Annotated in this window: 25 protein-coding genes; 11 read left to right on the top strand and 14 right to left on the bottom strand. The window is 61.5% G+C overall.

The window, feature by feature from the left end; all coding sequences use genetic code 11:
- Positions 1–26 precede the first annotated feature (26 nt).
- Positions 27–782: a spermidine synthase gene (locus J4E63_RS06150; RefSeq protein ID WP_025212625.1), complete on the bottom strand. Its 756-nt coding sequence runs from the start codon at positions 780–782 to the stop codon at positions 27–29.
- A gap of 142 nt (positions 783–924) precedes the next feature.
- On the opposite strand from J4E63_RS06150, the gene J4E63_RS06145 reads away from it, so the two are divergent.
- Entirely contained in the window at positions 925–2,271 is a 1,347-nt protein-coding gene (locus J4E63_RS06145; protein WP_092472922.1) for a class II 3-deoxy-7-phosphoheptulonate synthase, read from the top strand.
- A 127-nt stretch (positions 2,272–2,398) separates the two neighbouring features.
- On the opposite strand, the gene J4E63_RS06140 is transcribed toward J4E63_RS06145, so the two are convergent.
- Entirely contained in the window at positions 2,399–3,628 is a 1,230-nt protein-coding gene (locus tag J4E63_RS06140) for a winged helix-turn-helix domain-containing protein (RefSeq protein WP_207281378.1), read from the bottom strand.
- A 64-nt stretch (positions 3,629–3,692) separates the two neighbouring features.
- Entirely contained in the window at positions 3,693–3,911 is a 219-nt protein-coding gene (locus tag J4E63_RS06135) for a DUF1127 domain-containing protein (RefSeq protein ID WP_053120494.1), read from the bottom strand.
- Positions 3,912–4,008: 97 nt separating this feature from the next.
- On the opposite strand from J4E63_RS06135, the gene J4E63_RS06130 reads away from it, so the two are divergent.
- Positions 4,009–4,863, top strand: coding sequence for a LysR substrate-binding domain-containing protein (locus J4E63_RS06130; protein ID WP_207282453.1), 855 nt, complete (start codon positions 4,009–4,011; stop codon positions 4,861–4,863).
- On the opposite strand, the gene J4E63_RS06125 is transcribed toward J4E63_RS06130, so the two are convergent.
- Positions 4,853–5,602: a sulfite exporter TauE/SafE family protein gene (locus J4E63_RS06125; protein WP_192259594.1), complete on the bottom strand. Its 750-nt coding sequence runs from the start codon at positions 5,600–5,602 to the stop codon at positions 4,853–4,855. The two genes, J4E63_RS06130 and J4E63_RS06125, sit on opposite strands and share 11 nt — an antisense overlap.
- 147 nt (positions 5,603–5,749) lie before the next feature.
- Here J4E63_RS06125 and J4E63_RS06120 point away from each other — a divergent pair, with 147 nt between their 5' ends.
- From J4E63_RS06120 to J4E63_RS06110, 3 genes are all read left to right on the top strand, one after another.
- Positions 5,750–6,211 carry a MarR family winged helix-turn-helix transcriptional regulator gene (locus tag J4E63_RS06120; RefSeq protein ID WP_207281377.1) on the top strand — a complete coding sequence of 154 codons (462 nt, stop codon included), beginning with the start codon at positions 5,750–5,752 and terminating at the stop codon, positions 6,209–6,211.
- 468 nt (positions 6,212–6,679) lie between these two features.
- On the top strand, positions 6,680–7,099 hold the full coding sequence (locus J4E63_RS06115; protein ID WP_103309637.1) for an organic hydroperoxide resistance protein: 420 nt from the start codon (positions 6,680–6,682) through the stop codon (positions 7,097–7,099).
- Between the two features lie 35 nt (positions 7,100–7,134).
- Positions 7,135–8,148, top strand: a complete 1,014-nt coding sequence (locus J4E63_RS06110) for an alpha/beta hydrolase (protein ID WP_207281376.1) — start codon at positions 7,135–7,137, stop codon at positions 8,146–8,148.
- 87 nt (positions 8,149–8,235) lie between these two features.
- Here the strand turns inward: J4E63_RS06110 and J4E63_RS06105 are convergent, their stop codons facing one another.
- Both J4E63_RS06105 and earP read right to left on the bottom strand, forming a co-directional pair.
- Positions 8,236–8,805, bottom strand: a complete 570-nt coding sequence (locus J4E63_RS06105) for an elongation factor P (protein ID WP_003199385.1) — start codon at positions 8,803–8,805, stop codon at positions 8,236–8,238.
- Between the two features lie 48 nt (positions 8,806–8,853).
- Entirely contained in the window at positions 8,854–9,987 is a 1,134-nt protein-coding gene (earP, locus tag J4E63_RS06100; protein WP_207281375.1) for an elongation factor P maturation arginine rhamnosyltransferase EarP, read from the bottom strand.
- Positions 9,988–10,108: 121 nt separating this feature from the next.
- On the opposite strand from earP, the gene J4E63_RS06095 reads away from it, so the two are divergent.
- Together J4E63_RS06095 and J4E63_RS06090 are read left to right on the top strand one after the other, a co-directional pair.
- Positions 10,109–10,495 (top strand): hypothetical protein, encoded by a 387-nt coding sequence (locus J4E63_RS06095; RefSeq protein WP_207281374.1) that lies wholly within the window; start codon positions 10,109–10,111, stop codon positions 10,493–10,495.
- A gap of 1 nt (position 10,496) precedes the next feature.
- A complete protein-coding gene (locus J4E63_RS06090) occupies positions 10,497–10,979 on the top strand; it encodes a GreA/GreB family elongation factor (RefSeq protein ID WP_207281373.1) in 483 nt (160 codons plus the stop codon).
- A gap of 14 nt (positions 10,980–10,993) precedes the next feature.
- Here the strand turns inward: J4E63_RS06090 and cysB are convergent, their stop codons facing one another.
- The 4 genes from cysB to J4E63_RS06070 all read right to left on the bottom strand — a co-directional run bounded on the left by cysB (position 10,994) and on the right by J4E63_RS06070 (position 14,556).
- Complete coding sequence (cysB, locus tag J4E63_RS06085; protein ID WP_003199376.1) at positions 10,994–11,968, bottom strand: HTH-type transcriptional regulator CysB; 975 nt, start codon at positions 11,966–11,968, stop codon at positions 10,994–10,996.
- A 110-nt stretch (positions 11,969–12,078) separates the two neighbouring features.
- A complete protein-coding gene (locus J4E63_RS06080; RefSeq protein ID WP_060738547.1) occupies positions 12,079–12,579 on the bottom strand; it encodes a universal stress protein in 501 nt (166 codons plus the stop codon).
- A 96-nt stretch (positions 12,580–12,675) separates the two neighbouring features.
- Positions 12,676–13,581, bottom strand: a complete 906-nt coding sequence (locus J4E63_RS06075) for a 5'-nucleotidase (RefSeq protein WP_060738548.1) — start codon at positions 13,579–13,581, stop codon at positions 12,676–12,678.
- A 21-nt stretch (positions 13,582–13,602) separates the two neighbouring features.
- Positions 13,603–14,556, bottom strand: coding sequence for a putative 2-dehydropantoate 2-reductase (locus J4E63_RS06070; protein WP_207281372.1), 954 nt, complete (start codon positions 14,554–14,556; stop codon positions 13,603–13,605).
- Between the two features lie 268 nt (positions 14,557–14,824).
- Here J4E63_RS06070 and J4E63_RS06065 point away from each other — a divergent pair, with 268 nt between their 5' ends.
- Positions 14,825–15,901, top strand: a complete 1,077-nt coding sequence (locus J4E63_RS06065) for a 3-deoxy-7-phosphoheptulonate synthase (protein ID WP_092197632.1) — start codon at positions 14,825–14,827, stop codon at positions 15,899–15,901.
- A gap of 154 nt (positions 15,902–16,055) precedes the next feature.
- On the opposite strand, the gene J4E63_RS06060 is transcribed toward J4E63_RS06065, so the two are convergent.
- On the bottom strand, positions 16,056–16,337 hold the full coding sequence (locus J4E63_RS06060; RefSeq protein WP_053120470.1) for a GNAT family N-acetyltransferase: 282 nt from the start codon (positions 16,335–16,337) through the stop codon (positions 16,056–16,058).
- A gap of 635 nt (positions 16,338–16,972) precedes the next feature.
- On the opposite strand from J4E63_RS06060, the gene oprI reads away from it, so the two are divergent.
- Positions 16,973–17,224, top strand: coding sequence for an outer membrane lipoprotei OprI (gene oprI / locus J4E63_RS06055; protein WP_003183784.1), 252 nt, complete (start codon positions 16,973–16,975; stop codon positions 17,222–17,224).
- Between the two features lie 123 nt (positions 17,225–17,347).
- Here oprI and J4E63_RS06050 read toward each other — a convergent pair whose 3' ends face one another.
- The 3 genes from J4E63_RS06050 to J4E63_RS06040 form a co-directional block, all read right to left on the bottom strand.
- Complete coding sequence (locus J4E63_RS06050) at positions 17,348–18,319, bottom strand: L,D-transpeptidase family protein (RefSeq protein ID WP_060738551.1); 972 nt, start codon at positions 18,317–18,319, stop codon at positions 17,348–17,350.
- A 234-nt stretch (positions 18,320–18,553) separates the two neighbouring features.
- Positions 18,554–18,847: a hypothetical protein gene (locus tag J4E63_RS06045; RefSeq protein WP_003199347.1), complete on the bottom strand. Its 294-nt coding sequence runs from the start codon at positions 18,845–18,847 to the stop codon at positions 18,554–18,556.
- Between the two features lie 56 nt (positions 18,848–18,903).
- Positions 18,904–19,509 carry an arylesterase gene (locus tag J4E63_RS06040; protein ID WP_192259582.1) on the bottom strand — a complete coding sequence of 202 codons (606 nt, stop codon included), beginning with the start codon at positions 19,507–19,509 and terminating at the stop codon, positions 18,904–18,906.
- Positions 19,510–19,519: 10 nt separating this feature from the next.
- Here J4E63_RS06040 and J4E63_RS06035 point away from each other — a divergent pair, with 10 nt between their 5' ends.
- Both J4E63_RS06035 and J4E63_RS06030 read left to right on the top strand, forming a co-directional pair.
- A complete protein-coding gene (locus J4E63_RS06035) occupies positions 19,520–20,203 on the top strand; it encodes an ABC transporter ATP-binding protein (protein WP_060738553.1) in 684 nt (227 codons plus the stop codon).
- Positions 20,203–22,707, top strand: a complete 2,505-nt coding sequence (locus J4E63_RS06030) for an ABC transporter permease (protein WP_207281371.1) — start codon at positions 20,203–20,205, stop codon at positions 22,705–22,707. Before J4E63_RS06035 ends, J4E63_RS06030 begins: the two co-directional genes overlap by 1 nt.
- The last annotated feature ends 24 nt before the right edge of the window (positions 22,708–22,731 follow it).

Genomic DNA, 22,731 nt, shown 5'->3' with positions numbered 1-22,731 from the left:
TGTAAAAAGGTTTTGGGGGCCTTTGATCAGGTCGCCGGCCGGATCGCCTTGATCAGTGACTGCAACGAATACCCCAAGCGTGGCGCCAGCCCTTCGGCCCTGGCGACCAGTCCTTGCATGTCCAGCTCCTGATCGAGGTCCGCCGGCACAATCAGGATCACATTGCCCTCCTTCACCGGCAGCTCCCAATAATGCCGGTGGTACAAACCGCGCAAGAGCGCCGCGCCCAATGGCTTGCCGTCGTCGGTGGCCCATTGGTTGATCACCAGCCAGCCGCCCGGGTTGAGGCGCTTCTGGCAGTTTTCCAGGAACCCCCAGGCCAGGTGCCCGACGCCCGGGCCGACATCGGTATAGAGGTCGACGAAAATCAGGTCCGCCGGTTCCGCCGTTTCAAGCAGCTCCAAAGCATCGCCAACGCGGATGTACAGTCGCGGATCGTCGTCCAGCCCCAGGTATTCGATGGCCAGGCGCGGCACGTCGGGACGCAGTTCGATAGCCTCGACGTCTTCCAGTGGCAGGAACTTGAGGCAGGCCTGGGTCAGCGTACCGGCACCCAGCCCCAGGAACAGCGCGCTTTCCGGCTGCTCGTGACACAACGCACCGATGAGCATGGCGCGGGTGTAGTCATATTCGAGCCAGCTCGGATCGGCTGTGAACACGCAGCTTTGCTCGATGGCATCGCCAAACTCCAGAAACCGGTAATCGGCCACTTCGAATACGCGAATCATGCCGAACTCGTCGTGCACCTCGGCGAGCAAATGCTCGACGCGCTCCTCTGTCATTTCATCTCCTGATGGTTGCCGTGCCGGCATGAGCCTGCGGATACGGGACAAAGGCGCGATTGTCCGCGAAGCAACCGGAACAGGTCACGTACTAATTTGCTGATAACATGGCCGTCCGAGCGTAAATCACCTAGAGATCATGATGAGCCAACCCTGGAGCCCTGACAGCTGGCGTGCCCTGCCGATCCAGCAGCAACCCCGTTACCCCGACGCCGCGCACCTGTCGCAGGTAGAGCAGACCCTGGCCAGTTATCCGCCGTTAGTGTTTGCCGGCGAAGCCCGGGAGTTGCGCCGTCAGTTCGCCGAAGTCACCCAGGGCCGGGCGTTCCTGCTGCAAGGCGGCGATTGCGCCGAAAGCTTTGCCGAGTTCTCGGCGGCCAAGATCCGCGACACCTTCAAGGTGCTCCTGCAGATGGCGATCGTCATGACCTTTGCCGCCGGCTGCCCGGTGGTCAAGGTCGGGCGCATGGCCGGACAGTTCGCCAAGCCACGCTCGGCCAACGACGAAACCATCGACGGCGTGACCCTGCCGGCCTACCGCGGCGACATCGTCAACGGTATCGGTTTCGACGAAAAAAGCCGCGTACCGGACCCGGAGCGGTTGTTGCAGTCCTACCACCAGTCCACCGCCACCTTGAACCTGCTGCGCGCCTTCGCCCAGGGCGGTTTCGCCGATCTGCACCAGGTGCACAAGTGGAACCTGGACTTCATCGCCAACTCGGCCCTGGCGGAAAAATACAGCCACCTGGCCGACCGCATCGACGAAACCCTGGCATTCATGCGCGCCTGCGGCATGGACAGCTCGCCGCAACTGCGCGAAACCAGTTTCTTCACCGCCCACGAAGCACTGCTGCTCAATTACGAAGAAGCCTTCGTGCGCCGTGACAGCCTGACCAACGACTATTACGACTGCTCGGCCCACATGCTCTGGATCGGCGACCGCACCCGTCAGTTGGACGGTGCCCATGTCGAATTCCTGCGTGGGGTGAACAACCCGATCGGGGTCAAGGTCGGCCCGAGCATGGACCCGGACGACCTGATCCGCCTGATCGACGTGCTCAACCCGGACAACGACCCCGGCCGGCTGAACCTGATCGCCCGGATGGGCGCCAACAAGGTCGGCGAACACCTGCCGCCACTGTTGCGCGCCGTGCAACGTGAAGGCAAGCAGGTGCTGTGGAGCTCCGACCCGATGCACGGCAACACCATCAAGGCCAGCAGCGGCTACAAGACCCGGGACTTCGCGCAGATCCTCGGTGAAGTGAAGCAGTTCTTCCAGGCCCACGAAGCCGAAGGCACCTATGCCGGCGGGATTCACATCGAAATGACCGGGCAAAACGTCACCGAATGCATCGGCGGTGCGCGACCGATTACCGAGGACGGGCTGTCGGACCGCTACCACACCCATTGCGACCCGCGGATGAATGCCGATCAGTCGCTGGAGCTGGCGTTCCTGATTGCGGAGACGTTGAAGCAGGTTCGGCGGTAGGTTCTTCTTCGCCGGCTAGACTGCTATCGCGAGCAAGCTCGCTCCCACAACGGGTCCCGGGTGACCACAGGTTTTGTGTTCACAGCAGATCCAATGTGGGAGCGAGCTTGCTCGCGATAGGGCCAGCTCAGTCACCACCGAACTGAGCCAACGCCACCGCCAAGCGCACCCCACCCACCCGCTGACAGTTAAGCTGGACCTGCTCCAACCCCAGCCAATCGGCCATGCGCCGCAGGTTAATCGCCAAGGCCTGCACCCCCTCCTCGTCCAGCCCCGGTTCCTCCTCGTGCACCGCATGCACAGCCAATCGGCCCAGGGCCCGCTCCGCCCGCAGGTCCACCCGAGCCGCGATGCGTTCATTGTGCAAGAACGGCAATACGTAATAGCCGTACATCCGCTTGTGGACAGGGGTGTAGATCTCCAGCCGATAGCGGAAATCGAACAGTCGCTCGGTACGGCTGCGCTCCCAGACCAGCGAATCGAACGGCGACAACAAGGCGCTGGCCGCTACTTTGCGAGGGATCTTCGCCGTGGGTCGGCACCAGGCCGGTTGCTTCCAGCCCTGCACCTGACAGCGCAGCAGCTCCCCGGCCTCCTCCAGCTCGGCCAGCCGTCCGCGACTGTCGGCCGGGTCGAGGCGAAAGTAGTCGCGCAGGTCTTTCTCGGTCGCGACGCCCAGGGCGTCGGCGGCATGTACCAGCAAGGCGCGTTGGGCCTGGGCTTCGTCCGGCAACGGTTGCTGCAGGATCGAAGCCGGCAGTACCCGCTCCGGCAAGTCGTAGAGCCGCTCGAACCCACGCCGCCCCGCCACCGTGACTTCGCCCGCCGCGAATAGCCACTCCAGCGCATGTTTCTCTGCGCTCCAGTCCCACCACGGCCCGGCCTTCTCCTGGCGCGTGGACAAGCTGCCCGCACCAAGGGCGCCCTGCTCCTGGACCGACGCCAGGACACGACGGATGACATCCTGGCGTTCATGACCGAAACGCGCCAATTGCTGGTAGATGCCCTCGCCACGCGACGCCCGATCCATGCGCCAGCGCATCAGTGGATACATGGACAGCGGCAGCAGCGACGCTTCATGGCCCCAATATTCGAACAGCGTGCGGCGTCGGCCCTGGCTCCAGGCGGCTTGATCGAGCAAATCGCGAGGGTAGTGACCGAGGCGGGAAAACAACGGGAGGTAATGCGAGCGCACCAGCGCATTGACGGAGTCGATCTGCAGGACGCCGAGGCGTTCGATCAGACGGTTGAGGCGCGAGGGTTGCACCGAAGCTGGCGGCGACCGCCCATCGAATCCTTGGGCGGCCAACGCCAGACGCCGGGCCTGTTTGAGGGTAAAGGACACAGTCGCGGGCATGGAGATCTCCTTGTCTGCTCGCAACCTACCTCACCAATAAGGGGTTTGTGTAGGAGAGGATGGCTCATTTGTGCATTGGGTCATCCCAGAATGGCCGAACCACTTCCTGCTCCACGTCGGCACGACTCACGCCGATGTCCTTGAGCGCCTCGTCGCTCATTCCGGCCAGCAGTTCGCGTTCATGGTGCAATTCGTACCAGCGGCTAAACTTGTGCAGCAAGGCGCTGATGGAAAAGCCGTGGGAGAGTTTGTCTATCAGTAGATAACCTTTTTGACCTTTCATCGTGATGTCCTCCGTTGGGGATGGCTCAAGTCTCGCGCTAACGCTAAGATCAATCCAACGAATGTTTCTTATGCAATACATCTCGGAGATTGATCAATTGTCGAGTTACCCGAGCATCGATACGGAAGTGCTGCGTACCTTTGTCGCCATCGCCGACCAGGGCGGTTTCACTCGCGCCGGGGAATTGGTCAATCGCACCCAGTCTGCCGTCAGCATGCAGATGAAGCGGCTGGAAGAGGACGTCTTGCAACGACGGCTGTTCGAACGCGACGGGCGCCAGGTCAAGCTCACCGCCGAAGGCCAGGTGTTGCTGGGTTACGCCCGGCGGATCCTCAAGCTGCACAGCGAGGTGTTCAATACCCTGCGCGAACCGCACATGGTCGGCACGGTGCGCATCGGCACGCCGGACGATTACGTGATGCGTTTCCTGCCGGGCATCCTGCAACGCTTCGCCCAGTTCTATCCACTGATCGAAATCGAAGTGCACTGCGAGTCATCCAAGCAGTTGCTGCTGCGCCAGGACCTGGACCTGTCCATCGTCACCCGCAAACCGGGGGACGAAATCGGCCAGTTGCTGCGCAAGGAGCGTTTTGTCTGGGCCGAAGCCGCCTGCTTCAACGTCCATGAACAAACACCGCTGCCGCTGGCAATGTTCAACAGCGATTGTTTCTGCCGGCAATGGGCCTGCAATGCGCTGGATGCCATGGGCCGCGATTATCGCGTGGCGTACAACAGCTCGAGCCTGTCGGCGCTCATGGCGGTGGTGGGGGCCGGCCTGGCAATCACGGCGCAACTGGAAAGCCTGCTGACCCCGGACATGCGCGTACTGGGCAAGGCCGAAGACCTGCCGGAGCTGCCCGAGGCCAGCATCATGCTGATCCGCAACCTGCATAACCCGTCGCCGATCACCGAGTGCCTGGCCGAACACATCGTCGAAGGTTTCAAACTTTAAAAGCGAGCAACACCGCGCACAGCATCAGGAAACCGCAGAACAGCCCGCGCAACAGCCGCTCCGGCAAGGCGTGGGCGACTTTCACCCCCCAACTGATGCTCAGCAAGCCACCGACGGCCAGCGGCAGGCCGATGCTCCAGTCCACTTCGTGGTGAAACGCATACGTGGCGAGGGTCACGCCGGTACTGGGCAAGGCCAGCGCCAGGGACAAGCCTTGGGCAACCACCTGGCTGGTGCCAAAAATGCTGGTTAGGATCGGGGTGGCGACAACGGCCCCGCCGACACCGAACAGACCGCCCATGGTGCCGGATGCGGCTCCCAGCACGCCGAGCCACGGCCAGCCATACCGCATTTGCGCCGAAGCAGGTGCGGTGGCGGCAAACATGCGAACCAGGTTGTAGAGCGTCAGCGCGATCAGGAACGCCACGAAGCCGATCCGCATGCTATCGGCATCGATCCCCACGGCCCAGATCGAGCCAAGCCAGGCAAAGCAGAACCCCATGGAAGCCAACGGCAGGACATGGCGCAATTCGATGCGATTGCGCTGGTGGTAACGCCACAACGCCAGCATGACATTGGGCACCACCATGACCAGCGCCGTCCCTTGGGCCATTTGCTGGTCGAGGCCGAACCAGACGCCCAGCACCGGAATGGCAATCAGGCCGCCACCGATCCCGAACAATCCCCCCAAGGTGCCTAACACGGCACCAAACACCAAGAACAATGCAAATTCGAACACAGAAGACTCCCCTTTTCCTCAGGGCGCTTATCCTACGCAGTCGGCGCCAGCGGGGAAACGTAACATCTATCCGGAATGTCAGAATTATCTGGCGCATTAAAGATTCGCCCGCTAGATTCGTAACGATCATTGAATGAAGGTTTTGCCATGAACACCCTGCGCGACACCCCCGAAGCCTGCGAAGCCCTGTTGCTCGACAACCAGGTCTGTTTCGCCCTGCACTCCACGTCGCTGCTGATGACCAAGGTCTATAAGCCGCTGCTGCAGGCCCTGGGCCTGACATATCCGCAATACCTGGCGATGATGGTGCTGTGGGAAAAGGACGGATTGACCGTCGGTGAAATCAGCACACGCCTGCTTACCGACCCCGGCTCGCTGACCCCCTTGCTCAAGCGCCTGGAGGCCGAAGGCCTGTTGAGCCGCACCCGCAGCCGTGAGGACGAACGGGTGGTCATTGTCGAACTCACCGAACAGGGCCGTGCCCTGCGGGAAAAAGCCCTCGACATCCCCCAATGCATCCTCGCCGCCAGCGGCCAGACCCTGGAACAGTTGAGGAAGCTGCAACATGACCTGCAAGCGCTACGCGGGCATTTGCAAGACAGCCTCTGACTCCCCCTGTGGAAGCGGGCTTGCTCACGAAAGCGCCGGTACATCCGATATCCCCGCCAACTGACCCACCGCTATCGCGAGCAAGCTCGCTCCCACATTGGATTTGCGGCGCTCACAACTCCCTGTGGGAGCGGGCTCGCTCGCGAAAGCGCCGGTACATCCGATATCCCCGCCAACTGCCCCACCGCTATCGCGAGCAAGCTCGCTCCCACATTGAAGTTGCGGCGCTCCCCTCTGTGGGAGCGAGCTTGCTCGCGATAGCGGCCTCCCTGCCTACCAGAAAAAAAATTTTTAACACCACCAAACCCCTCTAGCTCAAGGGGTACAAGCCCTTTCAGCCTGAATTTTCATACCTGTTTTGAAAATTTATCTTGCGCACAAAATATTAGCGCTATACATTCGCCTCACACCTGCTTAGCGCGCAAACATTTAGTACAAACAAATCAACCCAGAAACGAGGCTCCCATCATGCAAACGCTCTATACCGCAATCGCAACTTCCACCGGCGGCCGTGATGGCCGTGCGATCTCCAGTGACAACATTCTCGACGTCAAACTCGCCACGCCCAAGGAACTCGGCGGCGCGGGCGGTGCGGCGACCAACCCTGAGCAATTGTTCGCCGCCGGCTACTCGGCCTGCTTCATCGGCGCCCTGAAATTCGTGGCCAGCCAGAGCAAACGCAAGATCCCGGACGACGCCTCGATTACCGCCCATGTCGGCATCGGCCAGATCCCCGGTGGTTTCGGCCTCGACATCGACCTGCACATCAGCCTGCCAGGGCTGGACCAGGCCGACGCGCAAAGCCTGGTGGACGCAGCTCACCACGTCTGCCCGTACTCCAACGCCACCCGCGGCAACGTGGATGTGCGCCTGCACGTGACCGTCTGACCACCAACCCTGGCCCCGAACTCAAGGAGATACACATGAACACATTCAGCAAAGCCCTGACCGGCACCCTTCTCGCCCTCAGCGTCAGCAGCGCCTTCGCCGACGGTATCGTCGAACACAACACCCAGGCGTTTCTCGACGCGCTCAATGCCGGCACCGACAAGCCATTGGAGCAGCTGTCGCCCAAGGACGCCCGCGCCGTCCTGGTGGGCGCCCAGGCGGGGGTAAAGTTGAGCTTGCCCAAGGCCGACGTCAGCGAGAAAACCATCCAGGTCGATGGCCAGCCGATCAGCCTGACCATCGTTCGCCCCGCCGGGGTCAAGGGTGAGTTGCCGGTGTTCATGTTCTTCCACGGCGGTGGCTGGGTACTGGGCGACTTCCCGACCCACGAACGACTGGTCCGGGATCTGGTGGCGGGGTCCGGTGCCGTCGCGGTATTCGTCAACTACACGCCCTCACCCGAGGCGCATTACCCGGTGGCGATCAACCAGGCTTACGCCGCGACGAAATGGGTGGCCGAGCACGGCAAGCAGATCAACGTCGATGGCAAGCGCCTGGCCGTGGTGGGCAACAGCGTCGGCGGCAACATGGCGGCGGTCGTGGCCTTGATGGCGAAGGACAAAGGCACCCCGGCGATCCGTTTCCAGGCATTGCTGTGGCCGGTGACCGATGCCAGCTTCGAGACGGCGTCCTACAACCAGTTCGCCGAAGGGCACTTCCTCAGTAAAAACATGATGAAGTGGTTCTGGGACAACTACACCACCGATGCCGGACAACGCGGCGAGATCTATGCCTCACCGCTGCGGGCCAGCACCGCACAACTCAAGGGTCTGCCGCCAGCGCTGGTGCAAACCGCCGAGGCCGATGTCTTGCGCGATGAAGGCGAAGCCTATGCCCGCAAACTGGACGCGGCCGGTGTGCCCGTCACGGCCGTGCGCTACAACGGCATGATCCACGACTATGGCTTGCTCAATGTGGTCAGCCAGGTGCCAGCAGTGCGTTCGGCGATGTTGCAGGTGTCCGAAGAGCTCAAGCAGCACCTGAAGTGATGATGGAACCACAAGGGATCTGGTATTCAGTCCTGAAATAAAAAAGCCCAACTCAATGGTCGGGCTTTTTCATACAGAAGGCTTCGCTTACTTGGCGCGACCTTTGTAGGAACCGCCTTCGCGGGTATCGATCTCGATCATGTCGCCGATTTCGATGAAGTCAGCGACCGACAGTTCGGTACCGTTCTTCAGTTTGGCAGGCTTCATGACCTTGCCGGAAGTGTCACCGCGAGCGGAACCTTCGGTGTAGTCAACCTGACGCACGATGGTGGTCGGCAGTTCTACGGAAACCAGGCGCTCTTCGAAGAACACGGCTTCGCAGACGTCGGTCATGCCTTCTTCGATGAACGGCAGAACGCTTTCGATGTCTTCGGCGTTCAGCTCGTACATGGTGTAGTCAGTGGTGTCCATGAACGTGTAGGTGTCACCGCTGATGAAGGACAGGGTCGCTTCTTTGCGGTCGAGGATCACGTCGTCCAGTTTGTCGTCGGCGCTGTAGACGATCTCGGTCTTGTAACCGGTCAGCAGGTTCTTCAGCTTGGTCTTCATGATCGCGCTGTTACGACCCGACTTGGTGAACTCAGCTTTCTGAACCAGCCAAGGATCGTTTTCGAGACGGATCACGGTCCCGGGTTTCAGTTCTTTACCAGTTTTCATTGCGAATATCCGAATTTGGATGGGATTTACAAAAATCTAGGCCGCGTATCATATCCAATTTACATAAAACTTCACCAGCGCTGCGGCAAGATCGGGTCGCGAGGCCTGTTCCAGACACCACGCCTGGGCATGTTCGGCCAGTTCCTGCTGCTGTTCGCGGCTGGTTTTCCAATGCTCGGCCATGTCCTGGCCGGCATTCCAGGCCCGCCAGAGACCACTGGTCGCTTTTTGCGCGGCCGGTGAAAGCCCTTGATTGTAGAGCCTGAGAAACGCCTCGAGCTTTTCCAAGTGGACGTCTTCTTCCTGCTGGTAGATATGCCAGAGCAGCGGCCGACCGGCCCATTGCGCGCGCACGAAGGAGTCTTCGCCACGCACGGCGTTGAAATCACAGCACCACAGCAACTGGTCGTACTGATCCTGGCGAACGAACGGCAGCACCTGCACCGTCAGTGCGCCGCGTCGATGCAGCGCACCGACCTTCAGGCCTTCGACACCGAGCCAACGCTCGACGTCGCCCAGCACTCGCCCTTCGGGAACCAGTACATGAAATGCCTGGGTATCGGTTGCCATCGCGTCGAACCAGCTCGCCAGCCCGGCGTTTTCGTAGGCAAACAGCGAGATCAGGCAGGCCTGCGGCGCCCGCTCGATGCCCAATCCTTGCAGGAAACTGCGTTGCGCTTCGGCATCCTGCTGGAATTGCCGACGGCGCTCCAGCAGACCGGCCTCACGCAGCAAGCCACCCGTTCCCTCCCGAAAGCCCGGGAAAAAGAAATATTTCTGCACATGTTTGTATTTGACTGACGGTAAGCCATGGCAACCGATCACCCAGTCCTCGGCGCTCAAATAATCGAGGTTCATCCACAAGGGCGTCGTCCGGCGTTCGGCCATCGCTTCCATGTAGGCACTCGGCAACTGGCAGGCAAACGCGGCGATCACCACCTCGGCGGCCTCGGTGGGCTGCCACTCAGCAGGCCAGTGGCACACTTGCACGCCCTGCTGCCATTGCTCGGGCAGGGTGGTATCGATTTGCGGGCACAGCCGTTCGAAAGCACGCAGGTCGTCGACCCACAGCCGCACCGCGCATCGGTGCTCGGCCACCAATTGCCGAGCCAGGCGCCAAGTGACACCGATGTCGCCATAGTTATCGACGACGGTGCAAAAAATATCCCAGCGCACAGCCATTCCCGACTCCCTGTGACAAAGGCCTGATTGTCCCGAATAAACCGATCGCGCAGAAGAGCCGACGGCGATTAATCTTCATGCGACAATCAGCGCCTGCCCATGACCCTGCCAGGAAGCAGCCATGCCCGATCACTCGACACCCTCGCGCCTTACGGCTTTGCAATTGACCTTCAGCATTGCCCTGGGCCTGTGGCTGGGGTTCCTGGCCATCGTGTTGACGGGCTGGCTGCTGTCCAGATTCCTGTTCAACGAACAACTGGCACCGGTGGCCGCCGCCGTCCATCAACTGGCGCAACCACCGGCGGTGCAACCGCCCCCGGAGCCGCCCACGCCGATGTTCGAGCAGTATCAGCAGAACCTGCAGAGGAACGAGCAGCGTCAGGCGCTTGATCAGGCCCGCAGCAATCCTCGCAACCTGTCCAACCCCAAGTGCCAGTTCTGGCTGCAACAGGACCAGAATGCGCCCAGTGAAAAAAGCCGCGCCAACGTGCTGCAATTCTGCGAATGACATGAACAAACAGACCGTCCACCAGTTGATTCTCGACAAGCTCGAGATTGATCTCGATATCGCCGAGCGCGCCGCGCAAACCGCCTACGAAACCGCGATCCACGAAGAAAACATCGCCGAGAACAAATACGACACCCTGGGCCTCGAGGCGTCCTACCTCGCCGCCGGACAAGCCAGGCGCGTGGAAGAAATCCGCCAGGCACTCACCCTTTGTCAAAACCTGACGTTGAGGCCTTACGACGAGCAGCGCGGCGTTCAGGTCGGCACATTGATCGGACTGGAAGATGAGCACGGCCGCCAGCAATGGCTCTTCCTCGGGCCGGATGCGGCAGGCTTGAAGGTCTCGCTGGTAGGCCAGCCGATCACCGTCATCACCCCTCGCTCACCGCTGGGCCGAAGCCTGCTGGGCAAGTTCGAAGGGGATGAGGTGGAGATCGTGGTCGCGGGCGCCCGGCAACAGTTCACTGTCACCGAGGCGATCTAGGCAGGTAACGTTTTTTAGTGCACCGGCAGTTCGACGCCGTCGAACAACTCTTCGAGTTCCTGCTTGTTGTGGCACTGGATGGCCTTGGCCATCACTTCCCGGGTCAGGTGCGGCGCGAATTTCTCGATGAAATCGCACATGAAACCGCGCAGGAAAGTGCCACGACGGAAACCGATCTTGGTCACGCTGGACTCGAACAATTCGCTGGCATCCAGCACAACCAGGTCACTGTCGAGCTTGGTATCAACGGCCATCTTCGCCACGATGCCCACGCCCAGGCCCAGGCGAACGTAAGTCTTGATCACGTCGGCGTCGGCGGCGGTGAACACCACTTTCGGCGTCAGGCCACGATGACTGAAGGCTTCGTCGAGCTTGGAACGCCCGGTGAAACCGAATACGTAGGTGACGATCGGGTATTCGGCCAGGGCTTCGAGGGTCAGCTTCGGCAGCTTGGTCAACGGATGGCCCTGGGGCACGACCACGCAGCGATTCCAGCGGTAGCACGGCATCATCACCAGGTCCCCGAACAGCTCCAGGGCCTCGGTGGCAATGGCGAAATCCACCGTACCGTCGGCAGCCATCTCGGCGATCTGCATCGGCGACCCCTGGTGCATGTGCAGCGCCACGTCGGGGTATTGCTTGATGAAGTTGCTGATCACCGGCGGCAGCGCATAGCGGGCCTGGGTGTGGGTGGTGGCGATCGACAAGGTGCCTTTTTTCTCGTTGGAGAATTCCTGGGCGATCTGCTTGATGCTTTCGACCTTGCGCAGGATCTCGCCAGCCGTGGTGATGATGCGCTCACCGGCCGGGGTCACGCGGGTCAGGTGCTTGCCGCTGCGGGCGAAGACTTCGACGCCCAGCTCGTCTTCCAACAGGCGGATCTGCTTGCTGATGCCGGGTTGCGACGTGTAGAGGCTTTGGGCAGTAGCGGAAACGTTGAGGTCGTGGTGCGCCACTTCCCAGATGTAGCGCAGTTGTTGAAGCTTCATATGTATCCCTCAAAGCAGTTGGACGCCACGGGCATCAGCGACGGTATATAACTATATGGAAGGTCACGACAATAAATCTAGAACTTTTTATAAAACGCCATCATTTAGCCTCAAGCCTCGCCCTGACGTCGACGCTGGACCAGCGGAACCAGGTAGACCGGTACCCGGGATAACTGCAATACCCGGGCAGCGGTCCTGCCCAAGGGAGTTTCACCGTTCGCCCCTTGGCAATGACTGCCTACGATCAGCAAATCAACGGAGAGTTTCGCAGCCTGCTCCAGAATGACCTGGGAAGGATCGCCCTGGTACACCCTGACCGACCTGATCAGTTTCAAGTCCTGTTGCCCTTCCCCCAATTCCTCACGAAAACTGTCGAGCACCCGCTGTTCGATATTGGCCATCACCGTATTCAGACCTTGGCGATGGAATTCGTTCAGCGCCTGCTCATCGAGATAGCTTTGCAACACCGATTCGGCGAACAGCCCCATCGGTTCCACCGCATGCACCACATACAACTCGGCTTCAAACGTCCGTGCCAGCGCCAAGGCATGCTGCATCACATAAGGGGCATAAAGGCCCAGGTCTGTGGCGTACAGCATCGAACGAATCATGTGACCTCCTCACGTGCCAGAATGGCGGAGATTGATTCAGCTTAGCAGCGCCTTGGGGACTACGACGTGCGGCCTGACGTCCCGACTCAGAGGCAGTCAGGGCTTTATTTCGTTACTGATGCCATGGGGCACGTGACCGGTGGCGACCACCTCCCGGGCCAATTCGCAGTGGCCGGTCTGGTCATCGAAAAACACATCGGCGGCAAAGGCCTCCAGGAAAGCCGATTTGGTCAGGCCGCCGAGAAACAGCGACTCGTCCAAACGGATATCCCACTCACGCAAAGTCCGGATGACCCGCTCATGGGCCGGTGCCGAACGGGCGGTCACCAAGGCCGTGCGGATGGGGCAGGCGTCCTCGGGGAACTCGCGCTGAAGCGCGTTGAGCGCCGCCAGGAAGCCCTTGAACGGCCCGCCTCGCAGCGGTTCACGGGCAGACTGCCGCTCGCTGGCCTGGAAAGCTTCCAGACCACCGGCCTGATAGACACGCTCCGACTCATCGGAAAACAGCACGGCATCCCCATCGAAGGCAATGCGCAGTTCTGCGCTGGCGGCGCGACTGGCCCCACCCGACAGGATGGTCGCCGCGGCAAATCCGGCGTCCAGGGCGCTGCGCACGTCTTCAGCGTGGGTGGACAAGAACAGGTCGCAGCCGAATGCCTTGAGGTACGGGTAAGGACTGCGGCCGCCGACGAAGGCCGCGCGCGAAATCGCCAGCCCATAATGATGGATCGAGTTGAACACCCGAAGGCCGGTGTCGGCACTGTTGCGCGACACCAGGATCACCTCGACCCGGGCACGCCCCAGGTGTTCGTTGAGATCCAGCAGTTTCTGCACGAGGGCGAACGCGTCACCGGGTGCCAGGACTTCGTCTTCATGCTCGATCTGGTATTGCCGATAGGCCTCGACGCCACTCGACAGGTACACCTTGTGGCTTTCCCTGAGGTCGAACAACGCCCGCGACGAAATCGCCAGCACCAGTTTGTCGTCGATGTTGTTTGCCATGCCACTCCCCTTTCGCCCCGCTCAGCGGTTACAGCGATCCATGAACGCCAACGCCTGATACAAGGCTTCGATTTTCGGCAGCTCACACCCTGCCGCTTTCGCCGCCGCCAATGGCCGGCCGTAGATCGCGTCCAGTTCCAGCGCTCGCTTGTGGGAATAATCGTGGTACATGCTCGGCCAGTAATCGGGCATCTTCTCGGTCATCGTGAACAGATGCTCGGCATAACCCGGCGCGATGTGATGCCCGCAGGCTTGCGCACCGCGGACCACCTCCGCCATCAGCGCCTGGATCAATTCGCGGCTATGACTGTTGGCCATCAACGGCGTGGTACTGGCGCCCAACAAAACCGAAAGACCGTTGTATGGCACATTCCACACCAGCTTCTGCCAGCGGGCCTGTTGCAAGCCAGGCATGGCCTGGGCCTCGATACCGGCGCTGCGGAACAAGGTCGCCGCCTCTTCGACGATTGCCATGCGTTGCGCCTGATCGGCACAGGGACCGCTGTGATAACCGACGTTGACCGCGCCAAGTGCCTGGTGGGCGATGACGCCAGGACCGATGCGATGCACGCAGATCAGGCACAGGCCACCCAGCAGATGCAGCGAATCGGGCAACAACGGTCGAAGATCGTCCTCCACGTCCAGGCCGTTCTGCAGCAACAGGACTTTTGCCCCGTCAGCGGCAGCCTGGGCAATGGCCGGCGCCAGGTCGGCATTGCTGGTGGTCTTGGCGCCGACCAGCAGCCAGTCACAGGGCGGCATATCGGCTGCCGAGCGATAGGCCTGGACGGGGTCGAGGGCCAGCGTGCCATGGACCGCGCTGTCGATCCGCAAACCGGCTTCGGCCACGGCAGCAAACTCGCTGCGCAGTAGAAAGTGCACGTCAAAACCGGCGCGCGCCAGCATCACGCCGTAAAACCCGCCAATCGCCCCGGTGCCGATCATCCCGATCCGCGGTTTAACCCCTGCCTGCATCGTTGCAACTCTCCTGGTAAAAAGCCCCTGCACACTATCGGCGCGAGCAGCATGGCATGCAATCTTCATTACATCCGCTCACGAATCTGTTGCAGAGCCATCGCCAAGGCCTTTTCCCTGGCCTATAGGGCATTAAACCGGGCCCAGCCCATTGTCGAGCCACCTCGTAACGCGATAAGGTTCGGCTCCCCGACGCGCTTAAAATTCGCTGTGCACCGCCGCGCGGGGATCGCTGGCGGCCGGCACCCGTGACCTGACGAGTAACACGATGGCTGATTTACCGATCAATGACCTTAACGTCGCCTCCAACGAGACCCTCATCACGCCTGACCAGCTCAAGCGCGATATCCCCCTGAGCGACGCTGCCCTGCGCACCGTGACCAAGGGCCGGGAAGTCATTCGCAACATCCTGGACGGCACCGACCATCGCCTGTTCGTGGTCATCGGCCCCTGCTCGATCCATGACATCAAGGCCGCCCACGAATACGCCGAGCGCCTGAAAGTGCTGGCGGCGGAAGTCTCCGACACCTTGTACCTGGTCATGCGCGTGTATTTCGAGAAACCGCGCACCACCGTCGGCTGGAAAGGCCTGATCAACGACCCGTACCTGGATGACTCCTTCAAGATCCAGGACGGCCTGCACATCGGTCGCCAGTTGCTGCTGGACCTGGCGGAAATGGGCCTGCCCACTGCCACCGAAGCCCTGGACCCGATCTCGCCGCAGTACTTGCAGGACCTGATCAGCTGGTCGGCCATCGGCGCGCGCACCACCGAATCCCAGACCCACCGCGAAATGGCCTCCGGCCTGTCGTCGGCGGTGGGTTTCAAGAACGGCACCGACGGCGGTCTCACCGTGGCGATCAACGCCTTGCAGTCGGTTTCCAGCCCGCACCGCTTCCTGGGCATCAACCAGGAAGGTGGCGTGTCGATCGTCACCACCAAGGGCAACGCCTACGGTCACGTGGTCCTGCGCGGTGGCAACGGCAAGCCGAACTACGACTCGGTCAGCGTCGCACTGTGTGAGCAGGCGCTGAACAAAGCCGGGATCAAGCCGAACATCATGGTCGATTGCAGCCACGCCAACTCCAACAAGGACCCGGCGCTGCAACCGTTGGTGATGGAGAACGTGGCCAACCAGATCCTGGAAGGCAACCAGTCGATTATCGGCCTGATGGTCGAAAGCCACTTGAACTGGGGCTGCCAGGCCATCCCGAAAGACCTCGCCGACTTGCAGTACGGCGTCTCCATCACCGATGCCTGCATCGACTGGAGCGCGACCGAGAACACCCTGCGCAGCATGCACGCCAAACTCAAGGACGTGCTGCCGAAGCGGCAGCGTAGTTAAAAAGATCGCAGCCTCGTTTCACTCGACAGCTCCTACATGTATTTAGGCTGGGGATGTAGGAGCTGGCGAAGCCTGCGATCTTTTGCTCTCTTTAAGGCATAAAAAAACGCCGGACTTTTCAGTCCGGCGTTTTTTTATTGGGGAATCCGTTTTCTCAGAGCTTCGCCGCGTGCCGCTGGTGACGCTCCATGTAACGCTCTACGTAGGAGCAGGACGGGATCACCGTGTAGCCCATCTCTTCAGCGTACTGCAGCGCCCTTTCGGTCAGCGCCGCCGCGATGCCCCGGCCGCGCAACGCGTTGGGCACGAAGGTGCGATAGATATCCAGGGTCTGCTTGCCCAGGTCCATATAGGTCAGATAGGCACGATGACCGTCCACATTGGTCTCGAACTGATGACCAGCCTGGTCATGGTGGATGGTAACCGCCTCGCTCATCACTACTCCTCGCGGGTCTGAATGCCGACCCCTACCTTACCGATGTTTTTCCGGCGAAGGAACATCTACGCCACCCCGTGCCTTCCTGGTCACCGAGCGCCAAAAACGATCCGCTCAAACCCGAGCACGTCGTGAATAGTAGGCACCAATGACGCAAATGCTCAAGGCACGCCTGTCATCGAATGGCTAAACCTGGCCGGGTTTATCGATTGAGCGCCATCGTCGGGCGGTAGTCGGTCACGGTGCAATAGCTGAACATCGCCAGTTGTTGAGTCTTGAGACGAGCGCGCGTAGTTAAAGTCACCGCCAATACCAATAAAGATGCCTGGGACATTGCACAAAAAATGTACAAAAGTGTAGGTGAATCAATAAACAACGACGTTAGCGAGGGCTGCAAGAGTTCTCCCCCGCCGCGGAACTTTTCTTCGTCGACGCGCTCCTGCCAAGGGCTTGGGGCTGTATATTTTTTCAACAACCCTAAGAAAAGTTGCTCGAAAAAGAATCACCGCCTACAATTTTTTTGCTTCTTGCGCTACGTCAGTTTACTTACTACAAGTAATGGGTAGTATGTACGCCGGCTAACTCTCCAGTCTGGGGAGACAGTCACTAATAGAAAGTCCTTGAAGGGGAAACCGATGAACAACGTTCTGAAATTCTCTGCTCTGGCCCTGGCCGCAGTTCTGGCTACCGGTTGCAGCAGCGCATCGAAAGAAACCGAAGCACGTCTGACTGCTACCGAAGACGCAGCAGCTCGCTCCCAGGCTCGTGCAGACGAAGCGTACCGTAAAGCTGATGAAGCTCTGGCTGCTGCTCAAAAAGCACAACAGACTGCTGACGAAGCTAACGAGCGTGCTCTGCGCATGCTGGAAAAAGCTAGCCGCAAGTAATAGTCCTTCGGGATTGTTATCGAGCCGACCCATTTTTGGGTCGGCTTTTTTATTGTCTGGTGTTTTAGCAGGCGATAAAAAACCCGCCGACATCGCAAAACGTCGGCGGGTTGCTTTCGAGTTTTACTGCTGCAAGTCGATCGGCGCGCTCGAGACCATCGGTGCCGAGGTATTGGGAACGGCAATTTCCACCGGCAGGCCATCTTCGGCCGCTACCACGTCCCGCACCACGTCCCAGTTCATGCGCAGGTTACTGGTGATGTCTTCGCGCTTGAGCATCGCATTGATCACCGCGGTGTGCTTGTCCACCACCGACGGGTTGCCCTTGTCGTCCAGTGGCGTATGCGCTTCGAGGTACACCTTGCCACCGCTCAAGCCCAGCTTGTAGGGGTCGTTGATGATCCGCACCGACGTGCCCACCGGCACCATGCCGGCCATTTCCAATACGTTGTTGTTGAACATCCGGAAGCAACCGTGGCTGGTCCGCATGCCGATGCCGAACTTCTTGTTCGAACCATGGATCAGGTAGCCCGGGGTGCCCAGGGTGAACTTGAAAGGGCCCAGCGGGTTATCCGGGCCGGCGGGCACGACATTCGGCAACGGATCGCCGTCGGCAGCGTGTTCGGCCTTGATCGATGCGGGCGGCGTCCAGGTCGGGTTCGGCGTCTTGGCGATGATGCTGGTGTGGGCGATCGGCGAGCCCCAGCCCTCACGACCAATCCCCAGCGGGAAGGTGTAGACCACGTTCCGCCCCTTGGGGAAATAGTAGAGACGGTACTCGGCCAGGTTGATCACGATGCCCTCGCGCGGGCCCGGCGGCAGGATGAAGCGGGTGGGCAGCACGATCTCGGTGCCAGCGCCAGGCAACCAGGGATCGACCCCAGGGTTGGCGGCGACCATCTCGCTGTAGCCCAGGTCATAGGTGGTGCCCAGGTCGGCGAAGGTGTCTTCGTATTTGGCCTTGATGACTTGCACCTGGCCAATGATGTCTTCACCCGGCGGTGGCAGAGGCAGCTCGAGTGCGGCAACGGGGCCCGCCATACACAGGGCGGCAAGAGACAGGCAGCGGGCGACGGCAGGCAAGCGCGGCAACATCCGGGAAATCCTTCGCAGATCGAACAAGGGGTATGAAAACGGCGATTGTACACTGCCACCCTTTATTTCGGGGAGAGCGGCAATCAAGCGTCCGATGTGCAACAGGTTAGAGGCCTTTGCAAGCCCCCCCTGTGGGAGCGAGCTTGCTCGCGATAGCGATGGGTCGACCAGCAACGATGTTGAATGTGCCACCGTCATCGCGAGCAAGCTCGCTCCCACACGGGAACAGCGCGATTACAACTCGAACCGCAGCTCCGGCCAGATCGGCGAGGTGCCGCGCTTCTGGGATTCCAGGATCGCCCGGCACAGCGAGCACAGGCGATGATCCTGGAAAATCTTGCGATCGACACTCGACCAGCGCGGCTGGGCCGGCAGCAGGCTACCGCAGAGGGTCCGGTCGGCCGAGCCACCGAGTTCCAGCTGCCGGGTCACCAGATGCACCCGCACTTCCTGGCAGGCGAACAGATCCAGCTGCTCGTCAGGCTCGATCAGTTGGTAGGCAAACAGGGACCAGGCGGGACGCGGCATCGGGGGCTCCAAATCGGGGGCGCCACATTAGCCGAAAGCCCGCCTGTAGAAAAGCGTCAAAGCAGCGGTTTCAGCGTCGGCCAGACATTTTCCAGCAACTTGCCCTGGGCCGCGACGGACGGGTGCAATCCGTCGCCTTGCATCATTCCGGGAACACCTCCGATATCCTTGAGGAAAAACGGCACCAGCGGCACTTTTTTCTCCTCGGCCAGGGTGCTGTAGACCCGGGCGAAGGCATCGGTGTATCGGCGCCCGTAATTGGGCGGCAGTTGCATGCCCAGCAGCAACACCTTGGCACCGCTTGCGCGGGAACTGTCGATCATCGCTGCAAGGTTTTGTTGCAATTGTGTTGGTGGTTGTCCGCGCAAGCCATCGTTGCCACCCAGCTCCAGGATCACCAGGTCCGGTTTATGGGCTGCGAGCAGCGCCGGCAGCCGCGCCTGGCCTCCGGCGCTGGTGTCGCCGCTGATGGAAGCATTGACCACTTTATCGTCAAAACCCTCGACCTTGAGCCGTTGTTCGAGCAACGACACCCACCCTTGCCGGGTATCCAGGCCGAAAGCCGCGCTGATACTATCGCCAACGATCAGGACTGTACCCGCCGCTGCGTTCTGGGCCATGCACATCAAGGCCAGGCCGGCACTCAAAAACCACACACGCATCGGATTCTCCATGGGCTCAAGCATTCTCACCGCGACGGACCTTAGCAAAGTGGTCGCCAGCGCGGAAGGTGAACTGACCATCCTGCACGAACTCAGCCTGGAACTGAACAAAGGCGACAGCCTGGCCATCGTCGGCGCGTCCGGTTCCGGCAAATCCACCCTCCTGGGCCTGCTGGCCGGCCTCGACCTGCCCAGCAGCGGCGAAGTCACACTCGCCGGCCAGGCCCTCAGCGCACTGGATGAAGACCAGCGTGCGCGAATCCGCGCCGAGCATGTCGGTTTCGTTTTCCAGTCGTTCCAGTTGCTCGACAGCCTCAATGCACTGGAAAACGTCATGCTGCCGCTGGAACTGGACGGTCGCAAGGATGCCCGTGAACGCGCCACGCAACTGTTGCAGCGCGTCGGCCTGGGCCAGCGCCTGACCCATTCACCGCGCCAGCTCTCCGGCGGCGAACAGCAACGGGTGGCGATTGCCCGCGCCTTTGCCGCCGAGCCCGATGTGCTGTTTGCCGACGAACCCACCGGCAACCTCGACAGCCACACCGGCGAGCGCATCAGCGACCTGCTGTTCGAACTGAACAAGGAACGCGGCACGACCCTGGTGCTGGTCACCCATGATGAACGCCTGGCCCATCGCTGCCGGCGCCTGATCCGACTTGAAGCCGGCGAGATGGTCGCCCCTCTGGAGCCTTGATGGCACGTTTGCCGCTGTTGCGCCTGTTCAGTCTCGCTGTCCGTCAATTGCTTCGCGATGCCCGCGCCGGTGAGTTGCGGGTGTTGTTCTTCGCCCTGCTGGTGGCGGTGGCGGCGAGTACCGCCATCGGTTACTTCGGTGCCCGCCTCAACGGCGCGATGATGATGCGCGCCACCGAATTCCTCGGCGCCGACCTGCTGCTCGAAGGCAGCTCGCCGGCCCGCCCGGAGCAGATCCGCAGCGGCACTGAACTGGGGCTGGAACACGCCCGGGTGGTGGAGTTCTCCAGTGTCGTGGCCACCGACAATGGTATCCAGTTGTCCAGCGTCAAGGCGGCCGATGACCGCTACCCACTGCGCGGCGAGCTGAAAAGCAGCCCCGCCCCGTTCGCGCCGGAAGAAACCGGCGGACGTCCGAACCCTGGCGAGGCGTGGGTCGAGGCACGGCTGTTGACGGCACTGGACCTGAAGATCGGCGACAGCATCGACGTTGGCAACCAAACCCTGCGGCTGGCCCGAGTGCTGACCTATGAACCGGATCGCGCCGGCAATTTCTACAGCCTCACCCCGCGCGTGCTGATCAACCTCAAGGACCTGGAGGCCACCGGCGTGGTGCAACCGGGCAGCCGTGTCAGCTATCGCGACCTGTGGCGCGGTCCGGCACCGGCCTTGCAAACCTACCGCGACCTGGTCAAGCCTGGCCTTGAAGCCAACCAGCGCCTGCAGGATGCCCGCGACGGCAACCGTCAGATCGGTGGCGCCCTGGGCAAGGCCGAGCGCTACCTGAACATGGCCAGCCTGGTGGCGGTGTTGCTGTCCGGGGTCGCCGTCGCGCTTTCGGCCAACCGCTTTGCCACCCGACGCTTCGATGCCAGCGCGCTACTACGCTGCCTGGGCCTTTCACGTCGGGAAACCATGGCGCTGTTCAGCCTGCAATTGACGGTGCTGGGCCTGCTCGCCAGCATCAGCGGCGCCCTGCTCGGCTGGGTCGCCCAACTGGGCCTGTTCGCCCTGCTGCATGACCTGCTGCCCACCACCGTTCCGCCGGGCGGCCTGCTGCCGGCGATCGCCGGGATCGGCACCGGGCTGGTGGCGCTGGCGGGGTTCGCCCTGCCGCCACTGGCTGCGCTGGGACGGGTGCCACCGTTGCGCGTGCTGCGCCGGGACATGCTGCCGATCCCCTCCAGCTCCTGGGTGATCTACGGTGCCGCTCTGGGTGCCCTGGGCCTGATCATGTGGCGCCTGAGCCTGGACCTGGTCCTGACCTTCGCCCTGCTGGGCGGTGGCGTCGTTGCCGCGCTGGTGCTCGGCGGCTTGTTGTTGCTGCTGCTCCAGAGCCTGCGTCGCCTGCTGGCCCGCGCCGCCCTGCCCTGGCGGCTGGGCCTCGGCCAATTGCTGCGTCATCCCTTGGCAGCCGCCGGCCAGGCCTTGGCGTTCGGCCTGATCCTGTTGTCCATGGCGTTGATCGCGCTACTGCGCGGTGAGTTGCTGGACACCTGGCAAAACCAGTTGCCCAAAAACGCGCCGAACTATTTCGCCCTGAACATCCTGCCCAACGACAAGCAGGCCTTCACCGACAAACTGCTGGAATTGTCCGCACAATCGGCCCCGCTCTACCCCGTGGTACCCGGGCGTCTGATCAGCATCAATGGCGAACCGGCCACGGAGTTCGTCACCAAGGACTCGGCGGGTGACCGGGCGCTGCAGCGCGACCTGAGCCTGACCTGGGCCGCGGACCTGCCGACGGGGAACGTCGTCACCGCAGGGACCTGGTGGCCACAGCAGCCTGCGGACGATGTCCCGGGGGTTTCGGTGGAAGGCAAAGTGGCCGAGAACCTCAAGATCAAGTTGGGCGACCGCCTGGTCTTCAGCGTGGGCGGGGTCAACCGTGAAGCGAAGGTCACCAGCCTACGGGAAATCAACTGGGACAATTTCCAACCCAACTTCTTCATGATCTTCCAGCCCGGTACATTGAAAGACCTGCCGGCGACCTACCTCACCAGTTTCTACCTGGCGCCGGGCCACGACCAACAGATCGTCGACCTGTCCCGGGCCTTTCCCGCGGTGACGATCCTGCAAGTCGAGGCCCTGCTCGAACAACTGCGCAGCATCCTGGCCCAAGTGACCCTGGCCGTGGAGTACGTGTTGCTGTTCGTGCTGGCCGCGGGAATGGCGGTGTTGTTCTCCGGCCTGCAGGCGACCCTCGACGAACGGATCCGCCAAGGCGCGCTGTTGCGCGCACTGGGCGCCGAACGGCCCCTGCTGGTCAAGGCCCGGCGCATCGAGTTCGGCCTGCTGGGCGCCGTCAGTGGCCTGCTGGCGGCCCTGGGTTCGGAACTGGTGAGCCTGGTGCTTTACCGGTACGCCTTCGACCTGCCCTGGCATCCGCATCCATGGCTGTTGGTATTGCCGTTGCTGGGGGCTTTGTTGATCGGCGCGGCCGGGGTGTTCGGCACCCGTCGGGCGCTCAACGCCAGCCCGCTGACAGTATTGCGCGAGGGTTGATAGACTCCCGGCTTCGCTATCACA

The sequence above is a fragment of the Pseudomonas sp. FW300-N2F2 genome (assembly GCF_017351655.1).
Lineage (GTDB): Bacteria > Pseudomonadota > Gammaproteobacteria > Pseudomonadales > Pseudomonadaceae > Aquipseudomonas > Aquipseudomonas fluorescens_AA.
This window is presented reverse-complemented; position numbering and strand designations above follow the sequence as displayed.